This window comes from Methylophilus sp. E2MeOHC9 (assembly GCF_058744375.1).
Genome location: NZ_CP196024.1, coordinates 546,519 through 571,041, shown reverse-complemented (window position 1 = coordinate 571,041; position 24,523 = coordinate 546,519). Strand labels below are relative to the sequence as shown.

At 48.5% G+C, this 24,523-nt stretch carries 27 protein-coding genes; 8 read left to right on the top strand and 19 right to left on the bottom strand.

Features of this window, described 5'->3' with window-relative positions; genetic code table 11:
• Positions 1–4: 4 nt before the first annotated feature.
• The gene (locus ACSSVF_RS02760; protein WP_492405317.1) at positions 5–133 is read right to left on the bottom strand and encodes a hypothetical protein; all 129 of its coding nucleotides are present in this window, start codon (positions 131–133) and stop codon (positions 5–7) included.
• Between the two features lie 511 nt (positions 134–644).
• Here ACSSVF_RS02760 and ACSSVF_RS02755 point away from each other — a divergent pair.
• Positions 645–1,145: an SRPBCC family protein gene (locus ACSSVF_RS02755; protein ID WP_492405316.1), complete on the top strand. Its 501-nt coding sequence runs from the start codon at positions 645–647 to the stop codon at positions 1,143–1,145.
• A 76-nt stretch (positions 1,146–1,221) separates the two neighbouring features.
• Here the strand turns inward: ACSSVF_RS02755 and ACSSVF_RS02750 are convergent, their stop codons facing one another.
• Complete coding sequence (locus ACSSVF_RS02750) at positions 1,222–1,755, bottom strand: cytochrome b (RefSeq protein ID WP_492405314.1); 534 nt, start codon at positions 1,753–1,755, stop codon at positions 1,222–1,224.
• 44 nt (positions 1,756–1,799) lie between these two features.
• The gene (locus tag ACSSVF_RS02745) at positions 1,800–2,210 is read right to left on the bottom strand and encodes a hypothetical protein (protein WP_492405312.1); all 411 of its coding nucleotides are present in this window, start codon (positions 2,208–2,210) and stop codon (positions 1,800–1,802) included.
• Positions 2,211–2,600: 390 nt separating this feature from the next.
• Here ACSSVF_RS02745 and ACSSVF_RS02740 point away from each other — a divergent pair, with 390 nt between their 5' ends.
• Positions 2,601–2,900, top strand: coding sequence for a hypothetical protein (locus tag ACSSVF_RS02740; protein ID WP_492405310.1), 300 nt, complete (start codon positions 2,601–2,603; stop codon positions 2,898–2,900).
• Between the two features lie 449 nt (positions 2,901–3,349).
• Here ACSSVF_RS02740 and ACSSVF_RS02735 read toward each other — a convergent pair whose 3' ends face one another.
• On the bottom strand, positions 3,350–4,744 hold the full coding sequence (locus ACSSVF_RS02735; RefSeq protein WP_492405309.1) for an MFS transporter: 1,395 nt from the start codon (positions 4,742–4,744) through the stop codon (positions 3,350–3,352).
• A 14-nt stretch (positions 4,745–4,758) separates the two neighbouring features.
• Complete coding sequence (locus ACSSVF_RS02730; RefSeq protein WP_492405307.1) at positions 4,759–5,373, bottom strand: TetR/AcrR family transcriptional regulator; 615 nt, start codon at positions 5,371–5,373, stop codon at positions 4,759–4,761.
• Between the two features lie 120 nt (positions 5,374–5,493).
• Here ACSSVF_RS02730 and ACSSVF_RS02725 point away from each other — a divergent pair, with 120 nt between their 5' ends.
• Positions 5,494–6,405: an alpha/beta fold hydrolase gene (locus tag ACSSVF_RS02725; protein WP_492405305.1), complete on the top strand. Its 912-nt coding sequence runs from the start codon at positions 5,494–5,496 to the stop codon at positions 6,403–6,405.
• A 73-nt stretch (positions 6,406–6,478) separates the two neighbouring features.
• Here ACSSVF_RS02725 and fabF read toward each other — a convergent pair whose 3' ends face one another.
• Complete coding sequence (gene fabF / locus ACSSVF_RS02720) at positions 6,479–7,747, bottom strand: beta-ketoacyl-ACP synthase II (protein WP_492405303.1); 1,269 nt, start codon at positions 7,745–7,747, stop codon at positions 6,479–6,481.
• Positions 7,748–7,839: 92 nt separating this feature from the next.
• On the opposite strand from fabF, the gene ACSSVF_RS02715 reads away from it, so the two are divergent.
• The 4 genes from ACSSVF_RS02715 (at position 7,840) to ACSSVF_RS02700 (ending at position 12,742) form a co-directional block, all read left to right on the top strand.
• Positions 7,840–8,301, top strand: a complete 462-nt coding sequence (locus tag ACSSVF_RS02715) for a winged helix-turn-helix transcriptional regulator (RefSeq protein ID WP_492405301.1) — start codon at positions 7,840–7,842, stop codon at positions 8,299–8,301.
• 304 nt (positions 8,302–8,605) lie between these two features.
• A complete protein-coding gene (locus tag ACSSVF_RS02710) occupies positions 8,606–9,001 on the top strand; it encodes a hypothetical protein (RefSeq protein ID WP_492405300.1) in 396 nt (131 codons plus the stop codon).
• Between the two features lie 551 nt (positions 9,002–9,552).
• Positions 9,553–11,655, top strand: coding sequence for a putative bifunctional diguanylate cyclase/phosphodiesterase (locus ACSSVF_RS02705; protein WP_492405298.1), 2,103 nt, complete (start codon positions 9,553–9,555; stop codon positions 11,653–11,655).
• Positions 11,656–11,761: 106 nt separating this feature from the next.
• Positions 11,762–12,742 (top strand): GlxA family transcriptional regulator, encoded by a 981-nt coding sequence (locus ACSSVF_RS02700; protein ID WP_492405296.1) that lies wholly within the window; start codon positions 11,762–11,764, stop codon positions 12,740–12,742.
• 70 nt (positions 12,743–12,812) lie between these two features.
• Here ACSSVF_RS02700 and ACSSVF_RS02695 read toward each other — a convergent pair whose 3' ends face one another.
• The gene (locus ACSSVF_RS02695) at positions 12,813–13,505 is read right to left on the bottom strand and encodes a hypothetical protein (protein ID WP_492405294.1); all 693 of its coding nucleotides are present in this window, start codon (positions 13,503–13,505) and stop codon (positions 12,813–12,815) included.
• Between the two features lie 126 nt (positions 13,506–13,631).
• On the opposite strand from ACSSVF_RS02695, the gene ACSSVF_RS02690 reads away from it, so the two are divergent.
• Entirely contained in the window at positions 13,632–14,033 is a 402-nt protein-coding gene (locus ACSSVF_RS02690) for a VOC family protein (RefSeq protein WP_492405292.1), read from the top strand.
• Between the two features lie 38 nt (positions 14,034–14,071).
• Here ACSSVF_RS02690 and ACSSVF_RS02685 read toward each other — a convergent pair whose 3' ends face one another.
• From ACSSVF_RS02685 to ACSSVF_RS02630, 12 genes are read right to left on the bottom strand one after another with little or no spacing between them, the layout of a single operon-like run.
• Entirely contained in the window at positions 14,072–15,700 is a 1,629-nt protein-coding gene (locus ACSSVF_RS02685; protein ID WP_492405290.1) for a hypothetical protein, read from the bottom strand.
• The gene (locus ACSSVF_RS02680) at positions 15,678–15,968 is read right to left on the bottom strand and encodes a DUF3613 domain-containing protein (protein WP_492405288.1); all 291 of its coding nucleotides are present in this window, start codon (positions 15,966–15,968) and stop codon (positions 15,678–15,680) included. The genes ACSSVF_RS02685 and ACSSVF_RS02680 overlap by 23 nt, the downstream gene beginning before the upstream one ends.
• A 17-nt stretch (positions 15,969–15,985) precedes the next feature.
• Complete coding sequence (locus ACSSVF_RS02675; RefSeq protein WP_492405287.1) at positions 15,986–16,675, bottom strand: tetratricopeptide repeat protein; 690 nt, start codon at positions 16,673–16,675, stop codon at positions 15,986–15,988.
• Positions 16,672–17,589 (bottom strand): type II secretion system F family protein, encoded by a 918-nt coding sequence (locus ACSSVF_RS02670; protein ID WP_492405285.1) that lies wholly within the window; start codon positions 17,587–17,589, stop codon positions 16,672–16,674. Before ACSSVF_RS02670 ends, ACSSVF_RS02675 begins: the two co-directional genes overlap by 4 nt.
• 2 nt (positions 17,590–17,591) lie before the next feature.
• Positions 17,592–18,509 (bottom strand): type II secretion system F family protein, encoded by a 918-nt coding sequence (locus ACSSVF_RS02665; protein WP_492405284.1) that lies wholly within the window; start codon positions 18,507–18,509, stop codon positions 17,592–17,594.
• A complete protein-coding gene (locus ACSSVF_RS02660; protein WP_492405282.1) occupies positions 18,506–19,795 on the bottom strand; it encodes a TadA family conjugal transfer-associated ATPase in 1,290 nt (429 codons plus the stop codon). The genes ACSSVF_RS02665 and ACSSVF_RS02660 overlap by 4 nt, the downstream gene beginning before the upstream one ends.
• Positions 19,782–20,990: a CpaE/TadZ family protein gene (locus ACSSVF_RS02655; protein WP_492405280.1), complete on the bottom strand. Its 1,209-nt coding sequence runs from the start codon at positions 20,988–20,990 to the stop codon at positions 19,782–19,784. The genes ACSSVF_RS02660 and ACSSVF_RS02655 overlap by 14 nt, the downstream gene beginning before the upstream one ends.
• Before the next feature lie 3 nt (positions 20,991–20,993).
• On the bottom strand, positions 20,994–22,319 hold the full coding sequence (locus tag ACSSVF_RS02650) for a type II and III secretion system protein family protein (protein WP_492405278.1): 1,326 nt from the start codon (positions 22,317–22,319) through the stop codon (positions 20,994–20,996).
• A gap of 49 nt (positions 22,320–22,368) precedes the next feature.
• Entirely contained in the window at positions 22,369–23,295 is a 927-nt protein-coding gene (gene cpaB / locus ACSSVF_RS02645) for a Flp pilus assembly protein CpaB (protein ID WP_492405276.1), read from the bottom strand.
• Between the two features lie 26 nt (positions 23,296–23,321).
• Positions 23,322–23,813 (bottom strand): TadE/TadG family type IV pilus assembly protein, encoded by a 492-nt coding sequence (locus tag ACSSVF_RS02640; RefSeq protein ID WP_492405274.1) that lies wholly within the window; start codon positions 23,811–23,813, stop codon positions 23,322–23,324.
• Positions 23,810–24,259 (bottom strand): prepilin peptidase, encoded by a 450-nt coding sequence (locus ACSSVF_RS02635; RefSeq protein WP_492405272.1) that lies wholly within the window; start codon positions 24,257–24,259, stop codon positions 23,810–23,812. The genes ACSSVF_RS02640 and ACSSVF_RS02635 overlap by 4 nt, the downstream gene beginning before the upstream one ends.
• 51 nt (positions 24,260–24,310) lie before the next feature.
• Positions 24,311–24,490 (bottom strand): Flp family type IVb pilin, encoded by a 180-nt coding sequence (locus ACSSVF_RS02630; protein WP_492405271.1) that lies wholly within the window; start codon positions 24,488–24,490, stop codon positions 24,311–24,313.
• Positions 24,491–24,523 lie beyond the last annotated feature (33 nt).

The window sequence follows — 24,523 nt, the reverse complement described above, 5'->3', positions numbered from 1 at the left end:
TATGCTAGTGTGCTGTTGGATTTAAAGACTCAGATTGTCTATGGGCGTCAACATCTGATTGATTAGTCTTAATTGCAGCAACAACTTTGCGAGCAATTGCAGATAAAACTAATAAGAATAAGAATTTTCTCATTTTACTTCCTTCCTAAAATTGGTGATTAATCGTCTGAATTCAAATTATTAGAATGCGTTTACATTTGAAGGCAGATCAACCTATAAGTAAATAAGAAGTCCTCTTATTCATCCGTAGGAAATACCTTATCTCGTCCAAATACAGATGTTCGCATTTTGGATTTATCAGCTTGAGGGGCAACTTGGTAACTTTTAAATGACAAATCAAAACTTTGATTAAGAAATTCATTGTCTTTCATGCGGGGGTAAATTCAGTTACTTGGATGCAAACACAGTCGGGAAAATTTCCCGTATTTGTGCAGTGATAATCCTGATTCGAAATGGTTGCCCATGCTGCATAGTAGATATCAAGGACTACACGCCACTAGGACCAATATAGACATTTCATTCATCTATATATATCGGGGCGCTGTATCCTTGCCGCATACGATTAATCTGCATATTGATCTTGCTGAAAAGGCTTCGAGAAATCGGGGCCTTTTGACTTTCTACATGATTAAAAGGAGAAAAAAATGAACAAGTTATTTTTGGCCGGGCTGTTACTTGCAGGGTTTTTGTCCAACAATGTATGGGCAGCTAAGCATTTGAAAGCTGAGGAGTCGATCGAGATTAATGCAACGGCAGGAGATGTTTGGGGCAAGGTGAGTAATTATGGAGATTTAGGTGCATGGCATCCGGCTGTAAAATCAACTGAAATTGTCGAAGGCAAAAACAACGAAAAGGACGTAGTGCGTGTGTTGACATTGCAGGACGGCGGCACTATCAAGGAGAAGCTGGAATTTTACAGTGCAGCCAGGAAGAGATACACATACATCATATTGGAGGGTGTTTTGCCGGTGAGTGACTACCGCTCCACTATCTCCGTGAAAGCGATTTCAGCAGACAAGTCTAAAGTCACATGGCGCGGAAAATTTAAATCCGCTGGTGCTTCAGATGAAGATGCTTTGAAGACAATTTCTGGCGTTTACAGAGGCGGCCTGGATAACTTGAAGAAGATCTCGGAAGCTAAATAAATTATAGAACGCAACAGTTTGAAATCACCTGGCGACTTGAAGACCGTTCCTCTGATATGCAAAGGCTTCTTGCTATTCATTCATGGTCTTCTACTAAGCCAAAAATCTGATGATAAATGGCCGCAGTGATGTGGATAGCGAATAAAGGGTAAATCATGACCGAGATTAAATAGTGAAAACCTAATATTTTTTCGTGAATGGGAGAAGCTTTTTCAAGCAATGGCGGTAATTCAAATACGCCGAAAAAATGAATTGTTTCGCCGCCAGTCAGCAACATCAATACACCTAGGGCACATTGCGTAATGATGATGAGGTAGATGGATCTGTGAAGAGAAATCGCCAGCAGTTTTTGCCAGCTTTTGATGCTGTAAGAGTGAATAGGATTTGGATTCAGGTTTCGCCATGTCAATCTGGCTATCATCAGTATGAGTAACATGATGCCGATTGAGGAGTGCAGGGATATCAACTCCCGCCTGTCAGGGCCGGGAGATTGATCTGCAAACTGACTAGCCAGCACGATGATGGTTAAGAGCATCGCAACACTAGACCAATGCAGCATCCTGGCGATCAAACCATATTGTGTATGCGAGTTTTTAAGATCAATGCCCATCGTAATTTTGAATCCAAATTTTATTGTTTCGTTTGCTAGCCCCTTTATTTGAGGGAGTATCTGAGCACTTTAATGGCAGCCATCCCAAAACCAAATGTGGTTAACGATAACGTGGTATACAGGAACAGAATATAAGGTAATGAATGAATTTTTGGATCAATGGCCAAAATCAAAAAAGCTGTCGGATTGCCTACTGAACCTAATGCCATGGGCCAAATGACAAACTTGGGCAATCTGATTTTTGACGCGTAAAAACCTAGTAATAACATGGTCATCATCAAGTAATCTAAATGCCCGGAGAGAAGGTTTTGAGTGCTGGTAAATATATTGAGCATGTAAGGAATCTTCATGCCCCGCGTCATCACCAGGCACCATGCAAGTATCAAACCGATAAGTAATGTAATGCAAGCTGTCCTGAGCAAAATTACATTACCGGCATGTTTATCTTCGTTCATCTTAATTCCCCTTGAAAATCTTTGTTTTAATTAACAGCACGCATATGGCAGCCCAATCAACCCTGATTCAAAACCGTAAATGACGATCAATATCCAAACGAAGGAAGACAGGTCTGTCTTCTTGTAGTTTATAAATATTTATTAGTTAATGCAAGGGGAGTTAGTCAGAAATTCTCTATTACGACTTCAACAATGCGGAAGAACCTTAAAGCCCGATTCAGAAATATTACGATTCTTGCATTGGTACTTTGTTCTACTGACGGAGAGTTAGCATATTTATAGCGAGATTTAAGGTTCATGCTTTGGGTCTTTTTGTTTCGTGTGAGGTAAACTGATCTATTCATTAAAGTACCCATAACACTAATGATTCAAAATAAGGAAGATCAATAAATGAAGAAAGTTTCATTTGCAATAGGTATGTTGGCTTTGGTTTCTTGTAGCAATCTGATTGCATCACCAGCCGGTCCATTGAGAGTGATGGCATTCAATTCAAATGGAGAGAAGCTGCCGGAAAACGTTGATCTTTTCGGAACAGTTTTTAAAGAATCACCTCTTGTTGCTCAGGACAAAACAGCGATCCCTAAACTAGTTAAATATCTATGTGCGCAATATCCAGAAGCAACAATCAGGATTATCGATTTTAATACTCAAAATGCACTTGAAGGTATTGGCCCCAGCAGCTGTAAATGACCTTATTCCATTGATGCATAGCCAGTCATCAGCGTCTGACGGTGATGGTTGGCCATGATGTTGGCTGGGCATGGGGTGAGGGTTTGCCCAGGCGGAAAGATCTCACCTGATGAAAGAAAAAGCCCAACATTCGGAGGAATGCCGGGCTTTAGTCATCTGGATCCTCGGGAAAGGAATTGATGTAAATTAAATATAGATAATTACTAATTCCATGTCAAAGCTGCCTAGCCTATTTGCCATTAATCGGGAAAAACTCCTATATTAAACGGGGAATTATTCAATTATTGTTTAGCTAGGGTTTGCTTTGCCACTAGGACCGCCAGAATGAGAGAAATCTAGTTTTGCGGGGTGAATCAATCCCTACCTGCATTCACTGATTTGCATATTGCTCCAATGCTAAAAAGACATCTCTTCGGGGGTGTCTTTTTACTTTTAGAGCATCTGGCTGATCAAGTTCTGCGATTCGCCAGCCGTGGTTTGGTATTCACTTGCGTGACTAACGCTGCAGAAATAATCACCAACAGGAATTGAATGACATACAAGTGATGGAAATCATCCAGGGTGAGGGCGGCTTTGACCAGGATGGCGACAGTCAAAGCTACACCAAATACAGTCCCCACTTGCCTGATTGCCTGGTTGATTGCACTGCCAATGGCATAGTCTTTTTGCGGTAAATCATGGACTGCTGCGCCAGACAAGGAAGGCATCACCAGGCCCACGCCTATGCCTGAAATGAGTTGTCCAGGCAAACACGACCATAAATAATCCGGGGTCGCTGTGATTGCGAATAAATACCATAGCGAGCTTAAGGAAAAAATAAGGCAACCCAAGGTCAGTACAATTTTATGACCATATTTAGAGGCTATCCTGCCACCGAGTAGCGCCGTTGGTACGACGGTGGCTGGCCCTGCCATCATGGCAAGCCCGGCTTGCGGCAAACTGTAGCCCCAGATTTTCGTCATGAGAAAGAAAAACGAGAAAAACATGGTGGCAAAGGCGATGGAGAAGAAAAATGCCGCGATATTCACCGCCTGGTAAGTTTTACTCTGAAACAGCGTCAGATCTATCAATGGATTGAAAGCACGTTTGCTCCAGTAGATAAATATTGCGAGCAGTGCTATCCCCGAAGTCAGCAAGGTTGCCGGCACCAGCAGTGCAGGCATGTATTGTTTGTACTCGATCAAACTGCTAACGATCAAAGCAATCGCCGCAATAATCAATAACATGCCTACCACGTCAAACCTAACCCTGGCGACAGGGTTGCTGGATTCGACCAGATGCCGACGACCCCTTAGCAGGCAATACAAGCCTGCAGGCACATTAATGTAGAACGCCCATTCCCAGCCAAAACTATCTACAATCCATGACCCAAAAGCCGGGCCTAAGGCAGCAGCCAATGCGCCTATTGCGCCCCAGGCGCCTACGACAATGGCACGCTTTTCTTGAGGGAACGCTTCGAGGATGAGCGATAACGCCGCTGGGCCGAGTAAGGATGCGCCTACCGCTTGCAGCATTCTGGCAAAGATTAAGGTGTGTACATTGGGTGATAAGCCACATAAAACGGAAGCCAGGATAAATGCGGCTACGCCATACATAAATACTTTTTTGCGGCCAAACCGGTCAGCCAGGCCGCCAGCCGGAATCAGGCAGGTGGCGTACACCAGCGTGTACGCATTCATCACCCACGAGATGCTGGTAGCGCTCGCATCCGGGAAGCTCCTGGAAATGCTGTGAAAGGCGACATACAACACCGTGGTATCTATTGAAACCAGGAAAGTCGCCAGGCTGGCAATGTGGAAGATCAGCCATGGCCGGACATCGCTTGTTTTATCGGTTGTGATCATAGTCGCTGGAGTACTCATGTTGCCGTTGGCCAAAAATCTATCACCTGTTGTACCAGCTCTGTTAACTCAGCTTTAGTCGAGCCGTTGATCGCTTGCAGGGAGAGCCCCTTGTGTATCGTGACGACATATAAGGCTAATCTATCCGCATGGATATCCTGTTCGAGTTCACCTGTTTTTCTGGCATGTTCAAATCGCTCCGCTAGCTTATGCTGATGTTGTTGCAGGTTAGCGATCAGTTTCTGCTGGATCCCTATCCGCGCTAACTCCTGGCTGGCGGTACTCATGACGACCAGGCAACCACTTGGCCTTTCAAAATAAAAAAGCACCTCTATCGATTGCAAAAGTAATTTTCTAACCAGATCCTTAGTGGTTTCCTCATTGAATACTTCATGAAAATAAGCCGTAGGCCCACTCACATAAGCGGTCAGTACATCAAGGAACAGCTGCTCCTTATTGCCGAAGGCGGCATATAAACTCGGCTTTTTCAAATCGAGGGCAGAAGCAATGTCCTCAACCGAAGTGTGATCAAACCCCTTTTTGCGAAACATATCCAGCACGATATCGAATGCTTTATCTTTATCAAATGTTCTGGGTCTTCCACGTGGACGCTTGCTGATTTCAGCACTCATAACATGCACTCCTTTAATTTATTTACCACATGGTACATAAATATGTTGACAAGTGCAATATGCTTGGATAAAGTATTTTGTACCGATAGGTAAATAATTAATCTTTAAGGAGTTGCGACAATGAATACATTCAAAAACCTGATCAGCAAGGCGTTGATTTTTAATTCTTTATTCACTCTTGGCATGACTGAAGCGGCTGCGGGTAGTGCAAATGTGGGGCTCGCCACTGCGCCTAATCAAACCATTGAAGCCAATGGCATCAAGTTTTCTTACAGAAGTTTTGGTAAAAAGACCGGCACGCCTATCGTCTTTTTGCAGCACTTCACCGGGACTATGGATTACTGGGATCCGGCTGTGATTGATGGGCTGGCCAAATCACATCAAGTGATTGTATTTAACAATACAGGTATGGGGCACAGCAGTGGAAAAGTAGCCGATAGCATTGAGCAAATGACGAAAGATGCCTATGTTTTTATTGATGCGCTAGGCCATAAACAAATCGATCTGGTTGGCTTCTCCATGGGTGGTTTTATTGCACAAGAACTTGCCGCTGCACATCCGGATAAGATCCGTAAGCTTGTGCTTGTAGGTACGTCCAATAAAGGCGGTGGCGATCATTTATTGAAAGTGCTTGGTGAGGCGTTCGCGCAGACGAATATCGATCCAAGACAATATTTATTTTTCACTCAAACAGCGGCAAGCCAGGCAGCAGGTAAAGCGTTTATTGCACGCGCCGGTGTGCGCAAAGACCGTGATCCGGAAATTTCCAAAGAGGATATGAACGCACATGCCAAAGCGCTGATTACCTGGGCAAACACACCTGATTCGGAATTCAATTTGCTGAAATCAATCAAGCAACCGGTGCTTGTTATCCAAGGGTCAAATGACACCATGTTAGATACCAGCAACTCAATGACCTTGTATCAGCATTTACCAAATGCGCAATTGGTCTTATATCCAGATTCTGCGCATGGTTCACTATTTCAGTATCCGGCTGACTTTGTCAGCAAGGTATCCAATTTCCTGAACTAAAACTAACGGCACTCACCAAGAGATTATCCTTGGTGAGTGATCTAGAGGATTCAAGCCCTTGCCTGAGGCAGGGTTAATGGCTAAAGCGCTTTAATAACACGCTGGCATTCACCCCACCAAAACCGAAACCATTGCTAATGGCATGTTCAATACGCATTTCTGCCGGCTTGTCTTTTATGAAATTGAACTGCTCCGCCTGCTCGTCTGGCTTTTCCAGGTTTTGCGTATGCGGGACAATCTGATCCCGTAAAGCCAGCGCTGTAAAAATCGCCTCTATGCCGCCAGCCGCCCCTAACAGATGACCAGTGGCTGATTTGGTAGAGGTGATCGCAATCGGGCTCTTTTCGCCAAACACCGTCTTGATAGCCTGGATTTCACACGCATCGCCAACTGGCGTAGACGTTGCATGGGCGTTCAAATGCTGTATTTCGCCGGGGCTAATGTTGGCCATGCGAATGGCCGTCTCCATAGCACGTTTTGCACCATCCCCATCTTCTGGGCCTGCTGTGATATGGTAAGCATCGGCAGACGTGCCGTAGCCGACAATTTCTGCAATCGGTGTTGCCCCGCGTTCAAGCGCATGGCTAAGTGTCTCAATCACTAATACGCCGGCCCCTTCACCCATGACAAACCCGTCGCGTTGCGAATCGAATGGGCGGGAGGCGTTATGCGGAGTGTCATTAAAACTCGATGACAATGCTCTTGCCGCTGCAAAACCACCCAAACTCACCAAGTCTATGCACGCCTCAGCCCCGCCACAAACCGCCACATCGACTTCCCCTGAGCGTATCATGCGTGCAGCATCGCCGATTGCTTGTACACCGGCTGCGCAGGCAGTGACAGGTGCACCGATAGGGCCCTTGAAGCCGTATCTGATCGATATGTGCCCGGCTGCCAGATTGACTAAAAATGATGGAATGGTGAATGGCGACAACCTGGATGTGCCCTTGTTATCTGTCGTACGTACAGCGTGCGCAATGGCCGGAAACCCTCCTATGCCAGAGGCGATGACAGTGGCTGTCCTGGTTTGCTCTTGCTCATTTTTAGGAAACCAGCCCGCCTGTTTGACCGCTTCTTCAGCCGCAACGATGGCAAACTGGATGAATCTATCCATTTTTTTGATCTCTTTAACGGAGATCGCTGTTTCAGGATCAAACCCTGCTAATACATCTTCGGATTTGTCAGGCACGACACCGGCAATTTTGGTATTTAGAAAATCTGCAATCTCGGCGGACAGCTTTTTAATGCCTGATTGACCCGACAACAAGCGTTGCCAAACCTGCTCTACGCCACATCCCAGTGGTGAGACTATGCCCATGCCAGTAATGACTATTCTGTCCATATCTTCCTTTGACATAACAATTTACAATGAAACTTTTATAATCGAAGTCACTATACTATAGTTACTTTCATAATGAAAGTTACGAGTCAGCCATGAAAAACAAAAGCCTGGAAAAAATGCATTGCCCGATTGCCCGAAGCCTTGAGCATGTCGGTGAGTGGTGGAACATTTTGATTTTGCGGGATGCCATGCTGGGCATATCGAAATTTGATGATTTCCAGAATAATTTGGGCATTGCGACGAGTACTTTGACCAGACGTCTAAACGGGATGGTTGCATCAGGATTACTGAACAGGCATCTCTATTGCGAAAAGCCTCCCAGGTATGAATACAAGATCACACAGAAGGGGTTGGATTTCAGGCCAGTGCTGTTGACCATCATGCAGTGGGGTAATCAATATTATGCTGAAGAGGGCGTCAAGATGATGCTGGTCGATGTTGAAACAAAAAAGCCTGTAGACCTCATGTTAGTGGATAGAGTGACGCAGTGTGAAATTGATACAGTCAGGCATAAGACATATCAGAGCAGCAGCCTTGAAGATGCTAATTCTTGAGTGCATAGTGAATACATGGGCACCAAGTGAGATCACTGAGCGTCGCTTTTCTTAAGCATAAACACATTTTGATCCCAAGTAATGCAATACAAAACGGTTTCTTTTAGCGGGATACACCGTCTGCTTGCATACGTTATGCTACTTGCCTCTAAAAAGAGAGTTGATGCAAAAGATGCCGCCAAGCACGCGTGCCTATCTTTTGATCGTGATCCAGCCTGAAATTGATGAAGTACCGTCTATCACAAAATAACTGTCAATTTTAAGTTGAGAAAATGCACTTTAATTTCTAATTGAAGGGGTAATCATGGATTTAAGCAATATCAGCGGACCAAATGCAGCCAATCAAACAAATATAGAGCAACGATTTGGTAAGAAGCAGGCACTTAGTTCAGCGCCACTGCCTGAAACGACGAGCAATCCTGCAACAAAAACGTATATCACCGAATCAACAACATCGACAAAATTTAAAAATGACGATGACCCGTATAAAGAATTAGAAAAATTCATGAAAATGTCTGAAGCCGAAAAAATGCAATATTTATGGCTCAAGAAACAAGGCATTTCACCAGAAGAGTTTGAAGCCATGGCGCCTGAAGATAAACAAAAACTAATGGCACAAATGCAGGAAGACATCAAAAATGAATTGAAGAAGGCAATGGAAACGCCGCCTGCAGATAAAACTAATGTGGATGTTTCCTAGTTAAATGAGCCATGTTTTCTCGGATAGCCCGGGGAAACGCTCAATGACGGGGTGACGTTTAGATAATATATATTTTCCATAATCATCATTAGTTTATGCTTTATTGGCAGACGTAGCATCGTTAGTGTTGTCTACCACTCACACGTGTCATCATTGATCAAAAGACTCAAGGTTAGCGCCTTGGGTCTTTTTGTTTGGGGGCGGTGAACTCATGAAAGCTCAAATTAAAAGTCAGCTAAATTTCCAGCGTCGCAATACATTCTCATCCCAGGCAATTGATTGCTGAGTTTTAACTTGTATGCCCAACCATACAAAGATCACCGTTGATAGCAGTGCTATTTACTCCTGTAGCTGATGCTATCGAAAAACATACAGGATTGATCAATTTTTTCTGGAATATCCATGCATGGATAATTGCTTAAATTTTAAGCAATTATAAACGTTGCCTTGATAATCCCATCAGTTTTGGCATGAATTACGTGTTAAATGGCAACAATCATCACATTAACTCATGTCTACTTACGTTAATATTAGTAAGTTGATTGATTAGAATGCTATTAGCACAGTACGAGCTACACCTTGTTATTGTCTCAGTCTTGATCGCGATATTGGCCGCGTATACGGCATTAGATTTAGCAAATCGAATGTATGCCGCGCGGGGGAAATTACTATATTTATGGTGGTTTGGTGGTTCATTTGCTTTGGGTTTTGGTATCTGGTCTATGCATTTCACGGGCATGCTTTCATTCAACCTGCCCATCCCATTAGGATATGACGTCAAGCGCACTTTAATTTCATTATTAATCGCTATTTTAGCGGCAGGTTTTGCACTCAATCGGGTCAACCAGAAAGAACTGACGCGGCTAGATCTCGTTATTTCTTCCGTATGTATTGGTACGGCGATTGCCGGTATGCACTACATGGGCATGTACGCATTGAAAATGTCTCCGGAGATTCAATACAGTGTACCCAGGGTGCTTTTATCAATAGGCATTGCAATTCTGGCTTCATTTGCGGCCATGTGGATCACTTTTAAACTGCAAAGAAGTAGCAACGTCAATATTCTGTTCCTCAAGATTTGTGCGGCCATTGTGATGGGTTTTGCGATTGCTGGCATGCATTACACGGGTATGTCGGCAGCAAATTTTCCGATGGGTAGTGTATGTACCGCTGCCAATAGCGACTTTAGTTTTAACAATGCGTGGCTGGCCGAGTTTGTCATCGTGATCACATTTCTTGTATTGGCCATGGCGCTAGTCACTTCTTTAATTGATGCGAGGTACGAATCAGAAACAAATGTCCTGGTAAGGTCGTTAGCCCGGGTGAATGAAGAACTCAGTGAGTCAGTCTTGAAAGATCGATTGACGAATTTGGCTAATCGCGAATTATTTGAAAACCAACTGGAGTTCTATCTGAACAAAGCAAAACGTGAAGAAACAAAGTTTGCGCTACTATTCATCGACCTGGACGGATTCAAGCACGTCAATGATTCGCTAGGACATATTATTGGGGATTTGTTACTCAAAGCCGCAGCGGCTAGACTTAAAAATGGCATGAGAGCCCAGGATACGGTCGCCCGCTTGGGCGGGGATGAATTTGTTGCCCTAATCGAAATCAATGAGCCTGAAGATGCTGGAACCGTGGCCGCTAAAATAAATGCATTGATGAGTTCGATTTTCGTGATCAACAAGCATGAGATTCAAATTTCAGCCAGCATAGGCGTTGCTATCTATCCTGACAATGGCACCAATGCCCACGACCTGGTTTTAAGTGCCGACACGGCTATGTATGGCGCTAAAAGCAATGGGAAAAATGGTTGTCAGTTCTTTGAAAGTACTACCAACACCAGAGTCAAGAGCCAGCTTGGATTCGTGCAGAAATTGAAACGCGCGTTGCTCAACCAGGAGTTTTATTTAAATTACCAGCCAAAATTTGATGCCAAAACCAGAAAGCTTGTTGGTATTGAAGCTTTGATTCGATGGAAGGATCCTGAGGATGGCTTAATCGGGCCGGATAAATTCATCCCTATTGCAGAAAAAAATGGGCTGATCATAAAAATTGGAGAATGGGTCCTGAATGAGGCTTGCAGGCAGATTAGCGTCTGGACTGATAGTGGTTATCATGATTTTACGATAGCAGTGAATCTTTCAGCGGTTCAATTTAGAAGTGCGGCACTGGTTGATACAGTGAGTTCTGCACTTAAAAAGCACAATATTGATCCCAAAAGATTAGTACTCGAGGTGACAGAGTCGACTGCGGTGTCAGATTTTGAAGAAGGCTTAAATATCTTGCATAAATTGGTAGATTTAGGCGTTTCGATATCCATAGACGACTTCGGTGTAGGTTATTCAAGCCTGATGTATTTAAAAGAATTGCCTGCTATCGAGTTGAAGATTGACCGTGGTTTCATCACTAATTTAATCACTGAAGAAGGGGTGGATGCAGCGATTGTCATTTCAATCATTTCTTTGGGCCAATCACTGAGTTTGAGAGTCGTTGCTGAGGGCGTGGAAACTGAGGGGCAATGTATTTTCCTCACTGAGCAAGGCTGCGATCATCTACAGGGATATTTTTTGGGAAGACCCATGTCAGCGGAAGATGTCGAAACCGAATTAAAAAATCACCTGGGCTCTGCTGAAGACCTTAAAAGGTAACTCGGCATAGTGGTGAATTGAATGGCTTTTGGTAACATATATGCTACAAAGATTCCAAGAGGCTTTCGGCTGAAGGAGTCGAGTGGCATTTAAGAAAAAGAGCTTTATGATGAAATCTGAATCAAGTAGCACCAGTCTGGTACCCCAAAAACATATTGTCATGTTCGCTTATGACGGATCAGGGGTGCTGGATGTCACAGGGCCATTAGACGTCTTCTCCACCGCAAACGCTATATACGGGCAAGCGCTGTACAAAATCAGTATCGCAGCACAGTCCAAAGAGCAATATATACAAACCTCTTCCGCTATACGCTTGGTGTCGGATTTGGCATGGACAGACCCGCTGGATGCCCACACTGTTTTCATCGCAGGCGGACCTAGCGCTGAAGAGGCACCGGCCGAGTTAATCGATGCGGTTTTCTCTGTCCATGGAAAAGTCTCCAGGCTCTGTTCAGTGTGTACCGGCTCTTTTATTTTAGCGAAAGCAGGCTTGTTACATGGGAAGAGGGCGACTACCCACTGGGCGAGAGCTGAAAAGCTACGTCAGCACTATCCCTCCATTGAAGTCATGGCGGATGCCATTCATACCAAGGATGGGGATATTTATACCGCGGCAGGTGTCACCGCGGGTATTGATCTGGCGTTGGCGTTGGTTGAAGAGGATTTCGGGAGGAAGCTCATGCTAGATGTGGCCAGAATGCTTGTCGTTTTTGGCAAACGCCCCGGTGGTCAATCGCAATTTAGTTCTCATCTGATCTCAGAGCTCTGTGAAAGCAGACTTTCAGCAGCCATCAATTGGATACGACAAAACTATAAAAATGAAATCGATACAGCCACCTTGGCCGATCGTGTTTCTATGAGTGCCCGAAATTTTGTAAGGGTTTTTAAGCAAGAATTAGGCATCACACCCACCAAGTTTTTAGAAAAAATCCGGTTAGAGGTGGCTGTGAAATTACTTGAAGAGTCCACAAAATCTATTGCAAGAATTAGTTCTGAGTGTGGATTCAGTTCAGACGATCATTTCCGGCAAGCGTTTGCCCGGACATTCAAGGTGACGCCACAGCAATATCAATCAAGGTTTAAATAACAGGTGCACAATCAGCCCCAGGCCTTTCATAAAGCAGGTCACACTTTCATATTGCAAAGTAATTCTGGCGCTACTTCTCGAGCTTATGCGTTCCCGTGCATTTGTCTTTGTAAGAGAGCATGGCTTGATCAAAAGATTTTTTTCGTTCATTAAACCCATTAATTTTGCTATTCAACTGATCCAGCTCGGTTTTCAAATTTTCTAGGCTGTCATTGAATTTATTTTGTTTTGACTTTAGCTGCTGCGCTTTTTCATTTAATGCGGACGAGTCCGCATTAAACTGAATAATGTCTTTATTGAACTGGTCGACTTGCTGGGTGATTTTTTTTGCGGCTGCAGCATCGACTTTTTTGCTGGTAAGCTTAGCGAGCTCTTGGTTTCTTTGAGAGAACTTGTCATTCAGCGCATTCATTGCTGAGATATCCGATTGCACCTCACTTGCTTCTTTCTCCAAAGCAAGCCTGGCATTCTGATTTTCTTCTACCCTGTTGCCGGTGTTAAATACTTCTTCATTCATCTGTTTGGTTTCAAGTTGGAACTGATCAAATTGCTGCTTGATCGCTGCATCAGAGCCAATACACTTTTCTAACTCTTCAAAAGTGATGGTGCTCATGTTTTTTGTGTCGACTCCCCACACATGGGAAATGCCGGGCAGCCCGATCGTAGATGGTTCAGGTGTCTCTTCGGCCACTGCACTGGCACTCGTCATTGCCGAAATCGCTACCAAAGTAACAGATAAAATGTAGGCTAGGGTTTTATGCATTTTTCTTTTCAAATGAATAAGGTGTTTCACGATTTAAATAAAAACGATGGTCAATTTAAATCATTATGAATCATTTAGCCATAGGCGTACCAAGCCCACTTATGTTATTCCCTTGAGGAACTACAAATGTTAGATCACATCTTTTTAACTGTCAGCGACACAGTGCGCTCAATCGCTTTTTATGAGCAAGTGCTGCCTGTATTGGGGATAGGCTTGCGCCACGATTATGAGGGGAAAGACGGCCCGGCGGGGCACCCGGACTTGAAGGGGTTTGGCGCAAAAGGGCGTATGTTTTTCTGGCTCCGGCAGGGGCAAGCAGCACCATGGGCCGTGCATATCGGGCTGGTGGCAGATTCGGAAGGCATGGTCGAAAAAGCTTATCATGCCGCCCTGGCAGCCGGTGCAAAGGCTATCCATCCGCCAGGCCCGCAGCTGCATTATGATCCGCGTTACTACGCTGCCCAGGTCACGGATTTAGATGGCTATAGCCTGGAATTTGTTTACAAAAGCTGGCAGCATGCACATTAAAGCCGCCATCGTCGGGCAAGTTGGCAGCGCAGGGCAACTTAAATAACCAGCGGTTTGGCCTGGCGATATTGCACATCATCCAGCGTGATGTCCATGCCGCCTAAACGAATGCCTAATAAATTCAGCAGCGGGTCCAGCAGCACCCTGCCTATCTCCGCGAGTAGCGGGCTCACGATGGACGACAGCACATTATTGATCAGCCCGAGGTTTAAGATACTCAAGACAGTCACGGTGAGTGTATTCGGTTTTCCCAGGGCGTTCTCCAAACTGCTGCCTAGCGGGCTGCTCACGGTTTGTGCCAATGGCAGGTGACCCCTCACCGGGTGTGCTACGGTAAATTCAACGGTCTGCGGGCTGGGTGGCTGTAGCGGCAGATTGAGGCCGATATCTGCAAGCGGGATATTTAACAATGTTGAAATCCTGGCTGGTTGCGTGCCAGCGATATTCGTCAGTGTCAGCGCAGCAATGCCCGGGCTGGCTTCAATAGTCACTTCGGTTGCACCGTCATTGGTTTGAATGCTGTGCAGGCTGGCAGACCCTTGTGCGACTTCGACCCCCAGTGCCAGGTCAATGCGTGCCAGCAAGGGGATATTGACCAGCACAGCGACACGCGCCCTGATCTGTGCCGTGCGCGCGACGGTCCGTAAAGCGCCACTTCCACACGCTGGCCCTATGGCTAGTTGCGGTGGTTCGATGACAGTCACTTGGGCATTGATACTGGTCAGTGAAGGAATACTGATGCCCAAAGGGAGGGTGATGGCATTTGTGCCATTCGCGATCATGGCAGTAGTGGTAATGAGAGATAGCGCATTCAGCGCGACAGTGGCCGCGGCATTGGTATCAGGTGTCGCCAAGGCCAGCACATCGCCCAGTTTAAGCGGCACATTTTTCACGACCATATTGGCAATGGTTTGTATGCCTGAAATCGCTTGCAGGTCTGCCACACTGTTTTGTGCGGCCGCACTCGCGATCAGGTCGAGTAAATCGCCCACTTGCATATTGGTATTCAGCAGTTCCTCAACCGTGCCAGCTTGCCCTGAGACTGCCAAAATATCGTGCAAGGTGACTGTGGTAGCTGCAATGCCGCGATAAGTCAGCGCATCCAGGCTGAGTGGCCCACCCAGCATGCCGCCTAGCAGGCCATTCAACAACACCGATTGCTGGCTGGTGAGGCTGGTTGTAAAACTACCCACGCTAAAAGTGGCTAATAGCGGGTCAGACATAGACACAGCTTCTGAGTGTAACGTGACTGTGCCGCCAAACAGGCCGCCCGTGATCATGCTACTAGGTACTTCTTTTGTCGCCCTGATATAGACAGCGCCAGCACTGCCATCGGCAGTAAATTGACGTATGCCCTGGACGGTATCCAGCCTGCCAAGCAACACCTGGTTGGGGCTTGCCGAGAGCTGGCCATCAAAGCCATTATTGACGGCTGCTTGTTGCGCGATTTGTGTGACACCTTGCTGGCTGGTATTACAACCAAGATGGCGCGCGGTATGGATAGCTGTCATATCAGCGATGGATTGCAATTTTTTCTGTTGCATCCACAGGCGTCCGCTATCCACCACCAGGGTCGTCAAGAGTAATGCCAGTAACAAGACAAAGCCGCCAACGAGACCTATCGCACCGCGCTGGTAACGGTAGTTAGCGAGCGGTGCGCATTTCATGCTCAAAGAACTCCGGAATCGGTTTTTCAAAGCTCTTGAGGTAGCGCGTATGTACTTTATCCATCACTTCGCCGGAGAAGGGCTGCGCCTGGGCTGAGGCTGATTTACCTGAACGTTGCAACTCCAGCCATTGCTGGGTCGGCGATAGTGAAGGTTGCGATGCCTGTTGTACTGCCGCGGAAGGCGCTGCTGGGTTCTGCACATTATCCGCCAGGGCCACAGGCAGATTGAAAATGCCGCTTAGCATCAGAATAAAAATACGGTTCATGACGACTCCTTGCTCGGTTAGGGGGTGGTTTTGTTACTGGCTTGCGTCATTTTTTTCAGTTGCTGCATTTCATCTTCTACCAGGCCAAACTGCCTGGCAAATGCCTCTGCTCTTGCGATATCCCCTTGTTTATAAAGCAACAACACCAGGTTATGGGCAGCCTGCCGATAATCCGGTGCCAGCTCTACCGCAGTCAGGAACTCATGCAGGGCAGGGTCATTCTGGCCTGCTTGCATCAGCACATAACCGTAATCATTGCGGATGGTATGTTCGGTTGGCAGCGTATTGCTGGCCGCCTTGAGATAACGCAGTGCCTCTGGCAGGTTACCGCCCTGGCTGGCGATCAGCCCCAGGCCGCGGTAGGCATGGCCTGAAACGCAGCTGCTGGCTAATTGTTCATAAATGACCTGTGCCTGCGGCGCGCGCCCGGTTTGGCGTAAAGCATGCGCACGCAGTAATTCTGCACGCTCGCTTTTGACTTTGACCGCCTCAAGATGGGCAAGGGCTGCATGTGGTTTACCTTCTGCCAGCATCTGCTGGATCAACGCCAGCCGGGTCGTTTCCTCGGGGGAAAGATCTGCGCAGGCTTTGTCGGCAACGGTTTTAATCGGTGGTGCTGATTTTGCATTGATATCTGCAGCGACAGCATGCGGCATGGTGTGCAAACATAAACACGCAAATGTCATGAATAGTGTGATCGATCTCATAAGCCGTTGACTCCTTGTAATGCTTTAGATAAGCCCATAAATCCCGGCCCGGCCAGGAATATCATCAACGCCGGGAACAAGAACAGAATCATGATCACCGTCATTTTGGCAGAAAGTTTGCTGACATATTCGCGCAGGTCAGACACCTGGCGCTGCTCGACCATGGTCGTATATTCAGTCAGTGAATCGCGGATATTGCCGCCATAGCGCGTCACCTGTTTCAGCATGGCGATGGTGTCATTCAACTCCATCACCTCTAGTGGCGCTGCCATTTCATTGAGCGCATCTGCCCGGTCCTGCCCAGCCTGTATGCGTTTGATCACCAGTTGCAATTCATCTGCCAGGTTGGGCAGCAGCGCCTGACCCTGTTGCTCAATGACTAACAAGATATGCTCCATCGACAGGCCTGCTTCAAACAGCATGCGCAGTAAATGCAAAAACGGGATCACTTCTTTGCGGATGGCATCGCGCCGCTTCTGTGCTTTCCAGCGCAATGAGCGACGTACCGCGACAAAGGTGGCGGCAAACGCAAACAACAAATGAAACAGCACATTGATAAAGGAATCCTGATTGGCGATTGCATAAGCGGCTGCCAGCCCACCCAGCACCAGCGGTAATACCCATGCTGTCAGCAGGAATGTGAGTTGTGCCTTGGCTCCGTGCCAGCCAGCCTGGATCAGCAGGCGCTGCATTTCCTCCATTTCGCTGCGGGAAACCTTATCCAGCATCTCGTGTAAGAGTTCTTCAAAATCCAGTGGCCCCAGCCGCGAAGAAATATGGATGCCTTCCTGCTGCAAGGCCTCACGAAAACGGCGTTGAATATACCTGGGATGGCTGCCTTTCTGGGCGCCGTAAAGCAGTAGCGCCGCCGCCAGCAGCAAGCATACAATTGAGATCGGCCATAACAGACTCATTTCTATACGCTCCGCAGCATACGCCAAAGGATAAATGCACCCAGGCCTTGCAGCCCCAATGCAGTCGTCAGCAAGGTTTTACCGGTGGCATCGTCCAGCAGCATGTTCAGGTAGTTGGGGTTCATCACCATGATGTAAAGCGCGATTGCGAGCGGGGTCATGCCCAGCACCCAGGCCGACATTCTGGTTTCACCGGTCATGGCGGCTAATTCCCGACGCGCCAACTCTTGCTGGCGTACCATTTTGACCACGCTTTCCAGCATGTCACGCGGGCTGCCGCCATACTGGTTGCTGATACGCATGGATAAGGCAATCAGGTTGAGTTCACGCAGGTTGTGCAGTTTGGCCGCCTCGGTCAGATTCTCTACCATGTCGGCGCCCAGATCTGCGGCGCGGGTGACGCGGTCCAAGATATAACGCAAAGGTGGCAGCGATTCATTCGAAGCAAAGCGGATCGCACTTTCCAGGCTGCGTCCGGTACTCAGGCTGCGTAACAGCTGGTCAATAAACAACGGAATCTGGGCAATGGTTTGCGCCTGGCGGCGACGTAAGCGGCTATATGGCAGTAAAAAGCCAAATAAAAACAGGTTGGTGCCAACAATCAGTATCGCACCCGTAAAACCGTAAATCATCCAGCCTACAAGCCCTAAAAACAGCAATGCCAGCGGAATCAGTAGTGCGTGTTTCCTTTGCAGCTCAAAACCAATATAAATAGAGGCGCGCGTGATCAGCTGGTGCCAACGGGTCTGCTCCATACCCGGGGCCACGCCGGCAACGGTGGTGCCATCCGGCAGTACTTCCCTGAAATGACGTATCATGCGCTCGCGTATGCGCGCCTGTTTGCTATGCCTGAACATCCAGATGGCTAAAAATAGCATCCCTGCAGGCAACAAAACAAAAGAGATTAGCAGCGCATTCATGCCTGCCGCCTGAACGGTAAGTTCTGCAATTTCCTGTTGCAGGGCCGTACGCCAGGGTGCGCAAAACTGCCACTGGCGGCGTCATATGCATAGAGCTCATTCAGCACAAAGTGGCCATCGCGTACACCCGCGATTTCGGTAATCGAGACCACTTTGCGTTGCCCGTTCGGCATGCGGGCAATCTGCACCACCAGCTCGATCGCGGCAGTGATCATTTTGCGCAAGGTGCCTTCGGTGCCCTGGAACTTAGCCAGGCCCGCCAGCATCTCAAAGCGCAACATAGCATCTTCAGGGGTGTTGGCGTGCACGGTACTCATACAACCATCATGCCCGGTATTCATGGCCTGCAAGACATCCATCACTTCTTCGCCCCGCACCTCGCCCAGCACGATACGGTCTGGCCGCATCCGCAGGGAGTTTTTCACCAGCTCGCGCGCCGTGATTTCGCCATTGCCATCAATATTGGAGGGCCGGGTTTCCAGCCTGACCACGTGCGAGTGTTCCAGTTGCAGTTCGGCCGCATCTTCAATCGTCACGATGCGTTCATTCGGCGGGATAAACCGGCTTAACACATTCAGCAAAGTGGTTTTACCTGCGCCGGTACCACCACTCACAATCAGGTTGCAGCGGCGCTCTACCGCTGTGGTGAGGAAGGTCAGCATTTCTTCATCCAGTGTCCCATATTGCAGCAGGTCAGCAGACAGTAATGGCTGTTTACGGAATTTACGAATGGACAGGCAGGGGCCATCCAGCGCCAGTGGCGGAATAATAGCGTTAACACGGCTACCATCTGGCAGCCTCGCATCTACCATGGGGCTGGCTTCATCAATGCGGCGTCCCAGATGGGCGAGGATACGTCGTATCACACGTAACACATGCGCATCATCAATAAAGCGCAAATTGGTGGTTTCCAGCCTGCCATCGCGTTCGATGAATATCTTTTTCGGGCCGTTGACCAGGATGTCGTTAATGCGATCGTCCTTGATCAGGCTTTCCAGCGGACCATAGCCGGCCAGCTCATCGACCACTTCTTCTACCAGGTTGTCGAGGTCATAGCCGCTGATAGGCAAGTGCCGGTCAGCCACATAAACAATGACTTTTTCGCGTACATAATCTGCAATGGTGTCACGTGCCAGTTCCAGCAGCCCCAGATGATCGCGCTCGATTTCTGCAATCAGGTGCTGATGCAGTTGAAACTTCAGTTCCTGAAAGTCTTGTGCCTGCTTCAGGCCATAATCAAATCCACCTAGCTGAAAGTTCATCATGCCGCCTTTAGGATTTTTCATGCGCCGGGATAAGGGTGGAGATCAGCTTGTGTAGCATGCCTGGCCTTTTTTCTGCTGGCGCGGTCTGGCCATCTACCAGTTTTTCAGCCAGTTTGCGCACACTGATGCTGTAAGGATCATTGGCCGATAACTCAAACATGCTTTCACCCGAGTTCATGGTCGCCAGGCGTGCCATGCCTGATGACGATAGGGTGGAAAGTAGCGGCAGGCCAAAAGACTGCGCGATGCTTTCGGCATCGGGAGGCATTTTGGAAAGGTAGCGATCAACCACTACGCCAGTGTTGACCAGGGAAACTTTCTCTTCACGCAAGTGCTTGACCAATTGCATGTTCTGCCGGCAACTAGGCACACTTTGCTCTACCAGGAGCACGATCTGGTCGACATTGCCCAGCAGCAATAACAGAAAATCCGAATCGACCATGCCGCCAAGATTGAGCACGATTCTGGAGAAATGCCGACGTAAGCTGCGTAGCAGCACACAGACATCTGCGGCGGTGAATTGGGCGCCTGTCCAGGAATCTTCAGGCATGGACAACACAGTGAGGCCGCTCTTATGCCGACCGAAACCAGTCTGGATCAAGGTGGAATCGATACGCCGCAAGCTGCGGATAGCATCGATAAAACTGTACGAAGAAGTCAGCCCGAGATAGAGCATGGCGTCGCCATGCGGCACCCCGAGATCAAGCAGCAGGGTAGGTTCAGTTTCCTGGATTGCCAGCGCCAGGTGCAGCGCCAGCATGGGCGAGTCACTGCCTGGCCGCGCGCTGATCACCGAAGTGATTTTGCCATTCTGGTCATTTTGCGAGGCTTGCAAACTGCCATCACGTGGAATCAGGCGTTTGACTTCTGCCACCACTTCACTTGCCCGGCTGCCGCTTTTGATAAAGTCGCGCGCGCCGAGGCGGATGACAGTCAACAGCAGGTTCTGGTCAAACGAATCCGCCACTACGATCACCGGCAAAAAAGGTTTGGCCGCGATAATGCCCTCTATCAGTAATGCTTCCTGTCTATAGTCAGCCGGGTTCAGCTGCACAAAAATGATAGAAGCGCCAATGGCATCCGCGAGTTGTATCACGCGCTCGGTAGAGGGCGAGTCTGCAGGGATCAGGTCGCCTTCATCCCTGAGCGATTGACCTAACCATTGCAGGCACTCCTGGCTGTGGGTAATGGCAATAAAGCAGTTGCGTTCGCTCATGGGTTACCTCGAAAAACCTGTCGCAGGGATGCCAGTATCCGGCTTAGGCCCTTTTTGAAAGAACAGGTCACTGAAACTGGGGTTATATTCGCGCAGGTTGCCGCCCGGCAGTGCAGGCAGCGCCACATCTTTAGCGATAGGCCGCACCAGATGAGGGGTGACTATCATCAGCAATTCTTTATCCTCGCGATCAAAGCGGGTAGAACGGAAGAAAGCACCGATGATAGGCAGGTTGCCCAGCCCGGGGAATTTGTCCACGTTTTGCAGTGTGTTACGGCTGACCAGCCCGCTGATGACAAAGCTTTCGCCGTCACCCAGCGATACGCTGGTGTCGGTTCTGCGCACGCGCAGGCCAGGGACGGAAACCCCGCCGCTTTGCACAGCGTTGCTAAAGTCAATCTCACTGACCTCAGGCGATACTTTCAGGTAGATTCGGTTGCTATCCAGCACTGTGGGGGTCAGCATCAGGCGCACACCATATTCTTTATAACGGATAGTCACTGTGCTGTCGCCACCGGCACCTGCGCGGATAGGCACCGGATATTCACCCCCGGCAAGGAAACTGGCACTCTGGCCAGAAAGGGCAGTCAGGCTGGGTTCTGCCAGGGTATAGGCAAAACCGTTTTGCTCAAGAATACTGAGTGTGCCGAGCAGACCGCGGCTGGCATTGCCCGCCACAAAGTTGAATGCACTCGCCGCCGGTAAAAACCCCGAGGCACTGTCAAGCGTGAACCCGTTGCCTTCATTGCGGACACCGCTGAGATTGCCGGGGCCGCCAATAGCGAGCGTTGTATTGCCGCTATTTTTACCCAGGAAAAACCCGGCACGCATCATATTCTGGCGGCTGACTTCTACCACTTTGATATCAATTTGCACCTGGTTGCTAAAGCTGTTGACTGTGGCATCGATAGGCGCAGGCTTAGGGTCTATCGCCTGTGTCGCCAAGGCGTGCTCCTCCAGGGAATCCACTTCGCCAGCAATCGCTACCTGGTTGCCGGCCGGCTGTACTTTAATGGATTTTGAAAACTGTAAACGCTGCTTTTCAAGTGCGGTGTTCACACTCACCGACACTTTGAGCTGCCTGGCAGGCGTGGCCGCTTTTTCACTCTCCCAGATGGCAATCTCGGTCACGCCGGCCTGTTTGCCTGTGATCAGGATATTGCGTGAAGTCAGCATGCTGATGCTCAGCATGTCCGGGTTGCCTACCGCCACACGTTTGACCGGTTTGGCATGCACATATACCTGCTGGTCACCCACAGCCAGGTGCAATGCATTGGCGTCTTCTGCCTGCGCCACTAGGGCAAGGCTACATATGCAGCTGAAAAGCATTAAGCAGATAGACTTTAAATCTGACATGCTCAGCCTTGGGTTTCCATGATTACTTCGCGACATCGATCACCTCTGTTTTTTCACCACGGTGCACAATCACGCGTTCCCGTTTGGGCGCAGGCGAGGCAGGGTTTTTGTTCACGGTTGCCTGGCTTACTGTCACCGTTTGTGCAAGCGCAGATTGTCTGGAGGCGGATGCCTGTGAAACGTCCCCCAGGCGGATAAAGTGATTCTCAGTCGTTGCAGAAGCGCTGGGATTAGGCAATGCTGCACCTCGTAAAGCCAAACGCAAACTGCCTGTGCTGTCTGCCAGCATCAGCTTTGCCATATCCTGTGCGTGTACCGCCAGGATGGCAGAACGACTGTCTTTGCCATTTTTGTCAGACCGGTTGTCGCTGCCCAGTTTGCCAGGTGCGGATGGCGTCAATGCATAGTCCTGGCTGGCTTCCGTTTCGGCAGTGACCGTGCCATAGGCCAGCACTTTGACATTGCTGAGTACGACCTGGGCAGAGCTGATTTCGCCGGTTTCACGTTCCTGGCGTAAATACAGTAATACATCGACATGGTCGCCAGGCTTGATAAACCCGCCTACACCGATCACCTCATTGACTTTGATGGCAACTGCACGCTCATTGGGTGCCAGTGCTTGCCCCAAGGCGTTTTGGACCGGGAAATGTGAGGCGCTGAACGGCGCACCTTTAACGATAGCGGTAGCGATTGCTTTGCCGATCAGGGCTTGCGGGTCGGTGAATGCATGTGAGTCAAAATGCGGGGTAGTGGCAGTCTCCATATCTTCTATGACAAGCACATGCCCGGCAGCAAGCGTATTTTTCGCGATCACTTGTGTATAGCTCGGCACCACCACAGACAGGGTATGCGCCGGTTTTTTCTGGCTCAGCCGATAGCCGACATAGGCGGTCGCGACGGCAGCAATCACCATCAATATTGCCAATACACGCAAAAATGTACTGTTCACAATGCCAAATCCTTTATTGAATACATTTAAAGTTCAATCACTGCTTTACCCGCCAGGTCGGCCGGCACTTTGGGAATCTGTCCGATGATGGGTAATGTCAGCATAGGGATCAGCGGGTCAGCGGCATAGCCGCTGTAAACAACGCTGACTGTCAGCTGGTTGCCGCTCATGCTTAGTTGCACCCGGCTGTTACCAGCCCCAAGCACTTTGTCCCTGGGCTTGGCCGGTAACCAGTTCAGCGCATTACCCACCACACTCCGCACCTTTGGGTCGACACCACTGCTGAGGTAAGCCACGTTATTGGCAAACGCCAGGCGGTCTACCGCAATGGCAGCGCGTGCGCCTTCTTCTGCCGCATGGGCAAAAGCAGATTGCATCAGCATCACCATGGCATAGCTGACCATGGCATAAAACAGCGCAAAGAAGAGCATGAATAGCATCATGAATTCGATTGCTACCGCACCTTTCTGAGGCGGAAAATGCTGCGGACGGCGAGAGTTGCGTATGGGTATCATCATTTGGTAATTCCTATTGCTAATAGCAACCCTACACTCAAGGCAGCGCCAAACGGCAACCACTTCCTGCGTGTGAGGGGCCGTGCGCGTAACCGGGTGACAAGGAGATAAACCGCACCTAATATCACTGCAAGCAGGGCTGCAATGACAAAGGCGAACAGCGTGAAGTAGCCACCACTCACCAGGGCAATTGCCAGCAACAACTTGACATCGCCAGCACCCAGCAGGCGTGCTGTATAAGCGGGCAGCGTCAAAAGCAGGCTGATTGCCGCCCCAAGCGCGACTGACTGCACGGTGGCATTAAGCATGGAATGGCTGGTGACCAGCAGCCAGCAGAGGGCGATCAGACACATGCCTAAACTCAGGCTATTCGGAATGCGTCTGGCTTGCATATCTGTCAGCGCGACACACAGGCACCAGGCAACCACAATCATTTCTGCGATAGTCATACTATGCATGCAGTGATTGATTACCAGAGGCTACTGACTATGTCATGGTGCTTAAATAGCCAGTGCGCCAGAGATCTGAGTGAAGATCTTTGTCACAGCCGCACTGATCGGCGTAACGAAGTTAACAAGGGCTATCGCGACCATGGCTGCAATCAATGCATACTCAATGGCGCTGGCACCTTCTTCGTCAGAAATGAAGTTTACGAAAGCTGATTTGATTAAATTTAACATCTGAAGTCCCCGAGAAATTGATTAGCGAGGTAT